8 protein-coding genes are annotated in these 12422 nt (G+C 39.0%); 7 read left to right on the top strand and 1 reads right to left on the bottom strand.

What is annotated here, in order from left to right; genetic code table 11:
• Positions 1–47: 47 nt before the first annotated feature.
• Positions 48–2105, bottom strand: a complete 2058-nt coding sequence (gene metG, locus ACEO2X_RS02135; RefSeq protein WP_371971002.1) for a methionine--tRNA ligase — start codon at positions 2103–2105, stop codon at positions 48–50.
• Positions 2106–2383: 278 nt separating this feature from the next.
• On the opposite strand from metG, the gene apbC reads away from it, so the two are divergent.
• From apbC to ACEO2X_RS02100, 7 genes are all read left to right on the top strand, one after another.
• A complete protein-coding gene (apbC, locus tag ACEO2X_RS02130; RefSeq protein ID WP_096901454.1) occupies positions 2384–3637 on the top strand; it encodes an iron-sulfur cluster carrier protein ApbC in 1254 nt (417 codons plus the stop codon).
• A 373-nt stretch (positions 3638–4010) separates the two neighbouring features.
• Positions 4011–4604, top strand: a complete 594-nt coding sequence (locus ACEO2X_RS02125) for a LysE family translocator (protein ID WP_004975506.1) — start codon at positions 4011–4013, stop codon at positions 4602–4604.
• 446 nt (positions 4605–5050) lie between these two features.
• Positions 5051–5620: a dCTP deaminase gene (gene dcd / locus ACEO2X_RS02120; RefSeq protein ID WP_004975507.1), complete on the top strand. Its 570-nt coding sequence runs from the start codon at positions 5051–5053 to the stop codon at positions 5618–5620.
• Positions 5621–5863: 243 nt separating this feature from the next.
• Entirely contained in the window at positions 5864–7957 is a 2094-nt protein-coding gene (locus ACEO2X_RS02115) for a hypothetical protein (protein WP_225530555.1), read from the top strand.
• Positions 7958–7970: 13 nt separating this feature from the next.
• Positions 7971–8687: a hypothetical protein gene (locus tag ACEO2X_RS02110; RefSeq protein ID WP_004975509.1), complete on the top strand. Its 717-nt coding sequence runs from the start codon at positions 7971–7973 to the stop codon at positions 8685–8687.
• Between the two features lie 33 nt (positions 8688–8720).
• Positions 8721–10967, top strand: a complete 2247-nt coding sequence (locus ACEO2X_RS02105; protein ID WP_179988584.1) for a DUF6160 family protein — start codon at positions 8721–8723, stop codon at positions 10965–10967.
• Between the two features lie 14 nt (positions 10968–10981).
• Positions 10982–12388, top strand: coding sequence for a hypothetical protein (locus ACEO2X_RS02100; protein ID WP_180050252.1), 1407 nt, complete (start codon positions 10982–10984; stop codon positions 12386–12388).
• The last annotated feature ends 34 nt before the right edge of the window (positions 12389–12422 follow it).

Below are 12422 nucleotides of genomic sequence, written 5' to 3'. Positions count from 1 at the left end.
ATTTTTAAGAAAAATGCGCCATTTCGGCGCATTTTTCAATTCACAGCTTAGCTGACTTTATCACCCGGTTTCGCACCACTTTCAGGTGAAACCACCCAAACGCCGTCACCATTACCCGCAGCGAGTACCATCCCATTAGAAATACCAAAACGCATTTTACGTGGTGCAAGGTTCGCCACCATTACCACCAATTTGCCTTTTAAGTCTTCAGGTTGGTAGAACTCACGAATACCGCTAAACACGTTACGTGGCTCGGCTTCACCAACATTTAAAGTCAATTGAAGGAGCTTGTCAGAACCTTCAACCGTAGCCACTTCAAGAACTTCTGCAACACGTAAATCAATTTTGACAAAGTCATCAATGGTGATAATTTCCGCTTCACCGACTTTAGGTTCTGCTTTTTTCTCTTTGGCTTTTTCTTTTTTCTTTTCCGTTTTTGGTGCTTCAGCAGGTGCGGCTAAAGAATCTTTAGATGCATCTACCATTGCAGCTACCGCTTTCGGATCAACACGTTGCATGAGTGGTTGGAACAACGCAATTTCATGACCGACTAAAACAGTTTTACGTGATTCAAAGTTAAAGCTATCTAACTGTAAGAAGGCTTGAACTTGTTCAGCCAAGGTTGGCAGTACAGGCGCAAGATAAATCGCCAATTGACGGAATAGGTTAATCCCTACAGAACATACGTCATGAACTTGCTGTTCTTCGCTTTCAATTTTGGCTAAAGCCCAAGGCTTTTTCTCATCAATATATTGGTTGGCGCGGTCAGCAAGCGCCATAATTTCACGAATTGCCGCAGAGAATTCACGCTCTTCGTATGCTTTGGCAATCGAGTCACCTGCAGCAATAAAGCTTTGTACTAACTCAGGTTCAGCGCAGTTTGCACTTAATTTGTTATCAAATTTAGTGTTGATGAATTTGGCACAACGACTGGCAATATTCACCACTTTACCTACAAGATCAGAGTTTACTTTCTGCACAAAATCATCCAGATTTAAGTCAGAGTCTTCAACTTTATCAGACAGTTTTGATGCAAAGTAATAGCGTAAATATTCAGGATTTAAATGCTGTAAATACGTTTCTGCTTTAATAAATGTGCCGCGAGATTTCGACATTTTTTGACCATTTACAGTCAAGAAACCATTTACAAATAAACCTGTAGGCGTGCGATAACCCGCACCATCTAACATTGCAGGCCAGAATAAAGCGTGGAAATATACGATGTCTTTACCAATGAAGTGATAGACTTCTTTGTCTGAATCTTTTTTCCAATAATCGTCAAAATTTAGGTCAGGGCGTTTGGTTTTTACGTAGTTTTCAAAACTCGACATATAACCAATTGGTGCATCAACCCATACATAAAAATATTTATTTGGTGCGTCTGGAATTTCAAAACCAAAATATGGTGCATCACGTGAAATATCCCAGTCATTCAAGCCATTTTCAAACCATTCATCTAATTTGTTGGCGATCGAAACTGGCAAACGACCTTCATCGCGTGTCCATTTTTGTAAGTATTCACCAAAATTAGGCAATTTAAAGAAGTAATGATCTGATGATTTTTCTACAGGCGTCGCACCGCTCAAAGTCGATTTTGGATTAATCAGCTCAGTCGCGTTATAGGTTGTACCGCAAACTTCGCAAGAATCGCCGTATTGATCTTCCGCTTTACATTTTGGGCAAGTGCCTTTAATAAAACGATCCGATAAGAACATGCCTTTTTCAGGGTCAAATAATTGCGTGACAGGACGAACAGCAATATTGCCCGCATCACGGTTTTTGACATAAATTTCGCTGGCACGTGCGCGGTTGGTGTTGCTATGCGTTGAATCATAATGATCAAAATGCACGCCAAAACCGTCAAAATCACGAATGTGTTCTTGTTGCACATTGGCAATTTGCTGTTCAGGGCTAATCCCGTTGGCTTCGGCACGCAGCATGATTGCTGTACCATGCGCATCATCCGCACAGACATAAGTCACGTCATGTCCCATTGCACGCATGGCGCGAACCCAGATATCTGCCTGGATATAACCGAGTAAGTGACCCATATGGATCGGACCATTGGCGTATGGTAGGGCGTTAGTGACTAAAATTTGACGCACGGATATAACTCTCTCAAATAGGGACGATGCAATTCGGGCAATTTTACCTTAGATAGCACATAGATGCACAAGGGATTCCATGAATTCTTTTCAAATCCGCCTAGAAGGCTAAATACAATATCTAAACAAGGAGTTGGTCTGCATTTGAAGATAAACCATGTTGAAAACCAACTGATATACTCAGAATTAAGTATTTCAGTGAAAGCACGACTTAACCTTATACTGAATTATCGTTACACTATCAAAATCGCGGTATTTCCAAACTTTGGAGTAAATCTATGTCTTGGCTTTCTTCACTTAAATCAGTTTTTTCACCTTCGCATACGGTGAATGAGGAAGCTATTCAGCACGTGCTACAAAGTTATGTATTGCCTGAATCTGAACATGCTTTAAAAGACCGTATTTCTCAAGTGAATGTGCAAGGTGATATTCTGCAAATCACCATCAATACTTATCCTGAAGAAAAACAACATTTACAACAAATTCATGATGAGCTAGCCGATGCTTTAGAAAAATGCGGCATTAAAGAACTGAATATGCATGTGATTCAGCAGAAAACGGGACAGAAAAAAGAAAGTTGTGGGCATCAACATGCTGAAGGTGAAAGCTGCTCAACATCGACCACACAGACCGTAGCATCTCATTTACCGCCAGTAGTCGATGCTGCAGGTCAAAGTTCAATGCAAGAAGCCGATCCGAATAATCCACCGATTCAAAAAGCTGCGCCACAACAGCGCGATGTGCCGAAACATCCGCGTATTCAAAACGTAATTTTGGTATCTTCAGGCAAAGGCGGGGTTGGAAAATCTACCACTACAGTAAATTTGGCTTTAGCTTTGCAAAAGCTCGGCTTAAAAGTTGGCGTATTGGATGCCGATATTTATGGTCCAAGTATTCCGACCATGCTCGGCAATGCTGGCAAAACTCCAATGATTGAAGCTGAGCAATTTGTACCATTGGATGCTTTTGGGATGCCTGTGTTATCCATCGGACATTTAACAGGTGACCACAATACACCTGTAGCGTGGCGTGGACCAAAAGCCACAGGTGCATTAATGCAGCTCTTTAATCAAACTTTATGGCCAGATTTAGATGTGTTGATGATTGATATGCCACCAGGAACGGGGGATATTCAATTGACACTTGCACAGCGTATTCCTGTAACGGGAGCGGTGATTGTGACTACACCACAAAATGTTGCCTTAATGGATGCTGTCAAAGGCATCGAACTATTTAATCGTGTGCAAATCCCTGTCATGGGCGTAATTGAGAATATGTCGACCCATATCTGCTCAAACTGCGGCTACGAAGAACAAATTTTTGGTCAAGGTGGTGGCGATAAACTGGCAGAACAATATGACATTCCGTTGCTTGGACGTTTACCATTGAATGTCAGTATTCGTGAAAATGTGGATGCAGGCACGCCGTCAGTGATTGCAGGCGATGATGCTGCCGATAGTTACATTGCGATTGCCAAGCAAATTGCAAAAAAACTGCCTAAAGCTGAAAAAGATCAGAATCGTATTTTCTAGTGAGGGATCTCAGCTTGGAATGATTGCAGTTGCAGTCATTAAGTTATCATCCTTTAAATTTTGACTGATTCACCTTTAAAAGCTAAATCACAATATTTTGAAAATTTGGCTCACTTCGGTGAGCTATTTTTTCTGATTAAAAAATACACAAGCATCTGATTTAATGGTGTTTAATCTCTAAATATCCTAAAAAGGTTAAGAAAAAATGACTTATAAGTTACCATTCAATTAAAAAGTATTTTTTATATAAGTAATTGAATGAAAATAATAAATTTAAAATATTGAACTGATCAAAAATTTGTCTTACAAAATACTTTTTGCCAATTGCAATGAACTATTTTAATCTGCGCTCATTCAGTAGTGAGGTCAATGCATGATTTCATGGTTTTTTATCGGTTTGGTGATCACAATTTTATTGACACCAGGGCCAACCAATACCTTGCTTGCATCATCGGGTATTCAGGTTGGTATCCGCAAATCTTTCCGATTAATTCCAGCAGAAGCATTGGGTTATTTGATCTCTATTACACTTTGGGGTGCCTTAATTGGTACGGTGTCTACCCATCTCCCATTATTGCCCACCATTCTAAAATTATTCAGTGCAGGCTATATTATTTTCTTGGCGATTAAATTATGGCGCACGGCTAAAGTCGAGCAAAGCTTTAATCAACCTACGATCCGTGCGAGTGAGCTATTTTTAGCGACTTTATTGAATCCTAAAGCTTTGTTGTTTGCCTCTGCAATTTTCCCAACGATTGCATGGGTAAAAGCAGACTATTATGTGGCACACATGTTGGCATTTTTATGTTTAATCGTGCCGATTGCTTTTTTCTGGACATTTATTGGTTCGGTGCTCGCTAAAAATAAAATTAGCTGGCTCAATCAGTGCAATCTACAAAAAACAGCTTCTATTGTGTTGCTGAGCTTTTCAATTCCTTTAAGTTATTCGGCTTTGTTGAGTCTATAAAGCCAACGTTGTATCTAAAAGTTGTATCTACTGGAAATAGGGTCTGTTGACATTTCATAAATGGCTTGCGCTGTAGGCTAAAACTGAGCAGATCAGGCATGAAACGCAGGGAATAGTGGGTCTATTGCCAAGTTTCATAACGCAATCTGAGAAAGTTTTAGCCACATGAGCGAGAACAAAGCATTGCTTTGTTTGCTGCGCAAGGGGACAAGCATATTTTTTGCTGCTATTGCGTTATGTGCCAGTCATTTAGAATGACTAAATTTCCTGTCCCATGCCTTATATCAGCTAAAAAATATGCGTTGTCGCAAACATAGACGAATTGTCAACAGCCCCTAATCATTGCACTTAAAAAAGCGATGTGAGGGAAACGGCTGGTTTTCATTAACTTAGATTTCAGTTAAAGTACAGCACAGTTAAACATTCATATTTTGGATAGAAAATAAATGGCAATTAAGTCTGATCGTTGGATTCGCGAAATGAGCGAAAAACACGGCATGATTGAACCGTATGCAGAAAACCAAGTTCGCTTTGATGAAAATGGCGAAAAACTCATTTCTTATGGTGTTTCTAGCTATGGTTATGACGTACGTTGTGCACGTGAATTTAAAGTCTTTACCAATGTTCACTCAGCAATTGTCGATCCAAAAAACTTTGATGAAAAAAGTTTTATCGATATTGAATCAGATGTGTGCATCATTCCGCCAAACTCGTTTGCCTTGGCGCGTACCGTTGAATATTTCCGTATTCCACGCAATGTATTGACAGTATGCTTAGGTAAATCGACCTATGCGCGTTGCGGTATTATTGTGAATGTCACGCCACTCGAACCAGAGTGGGAAGGTCATGTAACTTTAGAGTTTTCTAATACCACGAACTTACCTGCGCGTATTTATGCGGGTGAAGGTGTGGCACAAATGCTGTTCTTTGAATCAGATGAAGTCTGTGAAACTTCGTACAAAGACCGTGGTGGAAAATATCAAGGGCAGACAGGCGTGACTTTGCCTAAAGCATAAGCAATAACTATCTATCATATTTTTCTGTTGAAGAAGCGAGCCAATGTGCTCGCTTTTTTTCATTCATCGGAAAGCTGTGCAGTTTAGCCAGTTTGTTTTGCATTTGCATAAATATTCAGCATAATTAAATATGAGAATGCTTTGGCATAATCACGTTTTTAAGGATAAAAACACTCAAATAAATAGCCAAGCTATAGATAAATAAAAGAAAGATGCGGAGCATCAGATAAAAGGAAGGTCGAGATGACTGAACACGCAATTACTTACCCTTTTCGTAAGCATTGCTTAGCCACTGCGATAGGCTTACTTTTGGCGAATCCGAGTTATGCTTTACAAGCACTCTCCGATGACTCTTTGTCAAATACCACAGGCGAAGGGGTTGCTTTAGTCCTTGATGACTTCAAAATGGTGTTTCAGCAACCGAATGATCTATCTACAGGGTCGAGCTATGCACGTGGGTTAGAAAACCCTAGTCAATATGATACGGGCTTTATTCGTATTATCCCGACGGGGGAGAATTATGTGCAGTTGGCAGAAAGTGCATACCATACGGTTTATAACAATACTTATAATCAAAGTGTTTTAAAAGGTAAGGCTGAGCATAAATATAACGAAACTTACCGTTCAACTTATGAACAAACCTATACAAATCAATATTCAACTTTGTATCAAGAATATACTAAAAATATTGAAGCTGATGTTGACGCGAAAAAAGAAACATTTACATTTGATGTTCGTGAAGGTTTTTTTAATAATGAGACGCTCAAGAATTATTACAATCAGCGTCTTGCAGACTATAGTAATGGTACTTGGGGATGGAAGGATGGATGGTTATATACTGATGGTGAAGGTTTAGCAAAAGATGGGACTACAGCGTACTCTTTGAGTAATATTGGTACAGATCAGAAAAAAGCTAAAGAATATGCTATTACAAACACTTATGAGATGCTTGATCTTTTATATGGAAGACGGTCGGCAGAAGCTAATAATGATTTATTGAATTCTGATTTTTATAAAGGGCTTGGCAACTTTACTCGAGCAGACCAAGTTGGCTCACAAGTAGACACATTAATACAGGCTGAAATAATCAAAGAAACAGCATCGGCTGATATTCGGGCTAAATATAATGCGAGTCAACTTGCAGAAGATACAGCCAAGTCTGCTGTGGCAGAAGTTTATGCTCAAATTATACAATCGGCTGAACAGGCAGCGGAAATTGCTGCATTAGGTTCTCCTGTGCAATCTTTAAGAACCAAAGCAGATGTCTTTATTTATGGTCTGGCATTATCTAAAAGTGATAACTCTTTAAGCAGTCGTTATAGCAATCAGGGTTTTAACTGGGGTTCTGCAGACAATCCATGGTTATTCCGTGCAGGTACAGAAAAAGTCAAACAATTTAAAAATGTAGAAAAAGATGTCGGTTATTTGGCACTTGAGGCACCGCTCGCAACTACTACAGCAACTGAAAGTGATAATAATATTAAATTGGGCTTTTGGACTGATATTTTTTCGCGTCAGTTGAAATCAAGCGCAGAGGTTGATCCGAGCACTGGAGCACCAAAATCGGGTTTAGATAAAGAGCACCGTTTACGCACTCAGTTTGTTGCCAATGGTTTAAGTCTAAATGGTTCACAGACCCGAATATTTCAGACTTTAGACTCGGATAACCCAAATCATCATCAAACCTTGGGTATGGCAAGTGTATTGCGTTTAAATACCAATGATAATCCTGCGAATTTAAGTTTCACAGATTCAAACTTAGACAGTAAAGGGATCCGCATTAGTACAGCAGCAAAATCAGATACTTTGGATGGAACGGCGGTCACACCAGCAATAGATGGTTCATTGGCACCAGTTTTTCATGATACAGAGGGTTTGTATTTATACAGTCCGAATATCAATTTAGTTTTAGGGAATATGTATCAGCCTTTTGTGGTTGGTTCTGAGGGCAATAATATTGTGCTAGAAGTAACACGTATTCCGAATGTTCCTGAAATTTACAATAAAATTTATCAAAATTATGAAGATGGAAAGGGTGGGTATTTAGGTTCTACAGCATTTACAGGTTCTACCTGTAATGTGGTGAGTTGTGGCACACCGCTAAAAGCCAATGTCAATGACAGTGCTGCGATGTATCAAGGACGTAATGCGACGCATAGTAGTATTGCAATTGGTACTGTAGAACGCTTGCCAAATAATATGTTGCGTGCCAAAGATCATACGGATGCCACAGGTGTTGTATTTAAGGGTGTAGATGGTACTGCTAAGAATCTAGGTTCAGTTGCAATAGATGGTGTGCTGATTCAGCACCTTAAATTTAAAACAACAGGTCTATAAAAGGAGAATCATCATGTTGAAAAAACTGTCTTGTATTGCATTGATGTGTAGTCCTTTGACCCATGCCAATTTAATTGCACTGGAAAATCATGAATTAACGCAGGCTACTGGTCAAGGTGGAGCAGACCTCAGTTGGACGTTATCGTTAAACCATGAATATGCCGAAAATTTAGAACTCAGCAATATTTCTAAATTTAATGGTGGGACTAAACCTACAGAAGTTTATTATCGCTATAGTAAAAATTGTGCTGACAATAATGTGCTTTGTCGTTTAGCGATTGCACCCAATAACCATGAAGATAATAACGGCAATAAAAAATGGCTGGTATTTAAACAAATTCAGGGCACCATACAAATAGATAAATTTTCTTTAGATGGCACGACTATTATTAATCATAAAAATGACCCACAAACGGCAATGCAGCTTAAGTTTTATGATGATAAGCCATTAAAAATAAGAAATTTGGGTTTTGCAACCATGGCGATCGAAACAGGTACAGGGCAGGGAGCAAATGAAGGTTATGCAAATTCAGAGGTATATACCAAATTTCAAGGAAGAAATTATCAACAAGATGGTAGTTATAACTTAGTTCAGCAAGATGTACCTTTGTTTGATCAGGGCGCTGAAAAAGGATTTATGGGCTTAAATATTCACGGCAATATGCACATGTCTGGCAATGTGAAAATATTTAGCTACAACTGTACAGGTTCAGCAGCAAGTCGTTGTTGAATATAGGATTAAGTACAGTATAGGGAAATAACAATGAAAAAAATAATGCAGTTGAATTTATTAACATTGAGCGTACTTTGTGCGCAACAAGTGTATGCTTTAGAGCTGATTGCAGACCAGCATTTGTCTGATGTAAGTGGGCAAGATGGTATTGTAATCACCCATGAAATGTCTAAAGCCACGATTAATCAAGTCAATTGGTATGATCCTGATTTAGTGGCTGGAACTCAACAGGGTTTAGGCTTACATAATGTAGAAATTAAAGGACAGAATAACCAGCCTATTATCAGTAAGCTTGCTTTAGATGTGGGGAAAACTGATGTTGGCGCAGGTGTGCGTATCGATGCGAGTATTGATGCTTTTCAATCGACTGCAGATTTAAACTTGGTCAAAAAAAACTGTGTCGGAAATAGTTGTACTAAAGAAACACAAAGCTTGGGTCAGTTCGGCTTAGAAACTAAATCACCTTTAAAAGTTTTATTAGAAACCAAAGCAGGTTTATTCAATCAAAATGAAACGGCACATTTAAACTTCCAGTTACAGAATGCCAAAATTAGTCATGGTTTAGGTAAGCATGAATTATCTATGCATGATTTTAACTTTAATTTTGCGACTGACGGCTATATGTACATTGATGCCGATGAGGGATTGGTCTTTACCACTAAAAATGGCACCACCGACCATTTTGTTAATCTTGGACGAGTGAAAGACCTGAGTGATGTTGCTAGTAGCCGACAAAATGCAACTAACCCTGGGGTCAATATTGACTTGCGTTATGATGATAAAAATTTAATTCGCTTTGGTGCATCAGGTGCGGTAAGCAATGCGAAATTGTTTTTTAATGGGCATCAAAAAAATGTTGCCAATTTTGACGTTTCGAATAAGGTCAATGGTGTAATTGAAACTAAAAATACCGCAGTTACAGGCTACGATACTGTGGTGGGGCAAGGTGGTTTGCATTTGGGCTTATCTGCTGATTTTACCAATCAAAATACGGCAGGCTTGGCTGCAGGGCAATTACCAACAACCTTAGAAATTGGGCACACAGGAAAAGGCAGTTATGCGGTTGAGTTTTCGAATTTAAGACCGCTAACCACACGTGATGCACAAGGTGCTTTGCACAATAAAAATGCTTATATTGATTTTGGCGATATTTATATTAATACCGTACAAGCGAAAAACCTCAATTTTTTAGTCAATGAAAATATTAAAAATACCATTGGTGCAACCAGTCCTATTTTAAACCAGTTGCTATCGAGTAAGCTTGAAGGTGACCAGTTCTCACTGATCGCTGTTCGTGGTATGGACTTTCAGTCTATTGCAGCCAAAGCTAGAATTATTTCTGACAACTCTTTAAATGAATTGACAGGAGATGGTGGTTCTTGGGGTATTGGGATTCCAATTTATAATTTAAATGCCAATGTGGCCTTGTCGGGTAAACAATATCTGTCACCTTATGATGGAACGAACAAAACTGGAATTGGTTATAACGCTATTGTTTCTACCGAAGGTTATGGCATTGATTCAAAAACAGGCTTACCAAGTACCACTTCTATTATCTTAATTGACGGGCAAGACAGCCTGCATGCTGGTGAAGCTGTCAACTATTATGCTGGTTTAAGAAATATTGATGCATTAATTCAGTCCGACGGTGTGATTGGTTATGAAGATGAAGGGATTTATATTCGTGCAGATCATTTATTAGTTGCAGCAAAAGCAGAGTTAGCGATTGGACAATTACCAGGTTCGAAATACAACTGCGTCACAGGATCAACTAAATGCGGTGGTTTTGTACCTTACGATAATTTCTCTAAGAAAGATGATGTGTTGACCACAATTGCTTTTAAATTAGATGGCAATGGTGAATTGTTGGTAATTCCTGGAATGGATCCAACCGATACTAATCCGAACTCAAACTTTTTGTCTTTTGATGCGAACTTTAAGTTTAGAAGTCTAGATAGCACAGAACAGGCTGATCCGAAGAATTTAGGTAGTTATTTTAGTTTGATTAATGAAGATCAAGTGAATAATGAAACTGTTCAAACGTCTTCTATTAACTTGAATCGTATGGAAGGTCATTTAGGTGTCAAAGGAAAAGTCGTCGTCAGTGCAGATACGGTCACTTTAGACAATCAAGTGAAATTTAATTATAAAAATGATATTGCTCAACCCTTTAAAACAAACTTTGCAATGTCTACCAATGGCAATATGCAGAAAATCGCATCTGTCGCACTTACAGGTGGAACCATGCGCAGCACATTGGGCATTACGCCACGCTAAAGGATAGAAATAAAATGAAAAAAACAATTTTAGTTGCATCTATTTTAAGTACAGCTTTTTCATTCAATTCTGCTCAAGCGATGCAGGCTTTAAATGATGATCAGTTATCTCATGTACAAGGTCAGGCACTTTTGAACCTGATGACTGCGACAGATCAATCGCAAGGGTTAAATTTTTATAAACTAAGTGTTGATGCACTCATGGAGCTTAATGCCAACATTAAAACGCTACAATTAGGTTGTGGCGGTGTAAATAACGCGATTGGTGGTAAAGCGGGATGTGATATTGATATTTCTAATATTTCGTTAAGTGGTTTGAATGAATCCTATGATTCAACAGGTAACCCAAAGTTTAATGGTGAACGTGCGGGTACCAGTGCACAAATTACCAATCCATTTATTGAATTTGCGATTAGTGGAAATAGTGCGTCAACACGTGAAGTGGTTGGTTTTCGCTTAGGTGCAGAAGAAATTTTAGGTCTACTGACTTTGGGTACAGATAACGTGCAAAACCCAAATGACGGGATTAAAAGTTTCAGTGGTTATATGAAAATGGCACAAACGCAAGGGCATTCATTTACTAAAGAAGCTAAATTTGGTAATGCCTCTGACCAAAAAATTAGTGGGATACTGACTGCGTTGGGGCAGGATCGTGTCTATACAAGTAAACCTGGCGCAGAAGGACATACTGGGATTACCGTTCCATCGATGCGAGCTGATTTTACGATGCCTGAAACAGTAGTGACTGGTCAGCGTATGGAATCCGCTGTAGTTACGGGTATCCGTTCAACATTAGCTTCTATTCCGCTAGCGGCAACAGAGTCTGGGACATATACTGGTGATGTAAATGGAACACCTGACTTTTCAAAAGACCAGTTATATGTCACATTTCCTCCTTTATTGTTTGGTTCTGTTGGTGATCACTCATTCTTTAAAATGAGTAAGGGTTCTACATTAGAAAATTTGAATATGGATATTACTTTTGTCCAAGCCCTAAATATGATTCACAATATTCCTCTGACAGGAACAGGTGGATATTTATCTTTACAAAGCAAGCCAGTGCAGTGGATGGGTGCAGATGAAAAAGATATTGCACAACAAGGTTGGTGGATGTCGTTTAAGGAACCAGTGCAATTAGGTTATTTGGCAACTGCGGATTTGGTAGATGTTTCTGCAGTACTACCACAGGTCGCAAAAGCATTAACTTCTGAGTTAATGCAAGATAAGCATAATGTAGATGTAAGTTTGTTAGAAGCATTAGGTTCATTGGCTGGTACACCAATCGAGCGTAAAATGAATATCGATGTTGGTAGTTACACAGGATATTACACGGGTCAACCAGCCAGATTAACACTTAATAATCAGGTTTTACAAAACCAAAATGTTACCCCTAACTGTTATGGTGGTATGAAATTCTGCTAATCCCAAATGAAAAAAATCCCGCAACTTGTGCGGG

Origin of the sequence: Acinetobacter sp. AL9 (genome assembly GCF_041464035.1) — a bacterium.
GTDB classification, from domain to species: domain Bacteria; phylum Pseudomonadota; class Gammaproteobacteria; order Pseudomonadales; family Moraxellaceae; genus Acinetobacter; species Acinetobacter towneri.
Note: the sequence above shows the minus strand (reverse complement) of the source record. Positions and strands in the feature narration are given on the sequence as shown.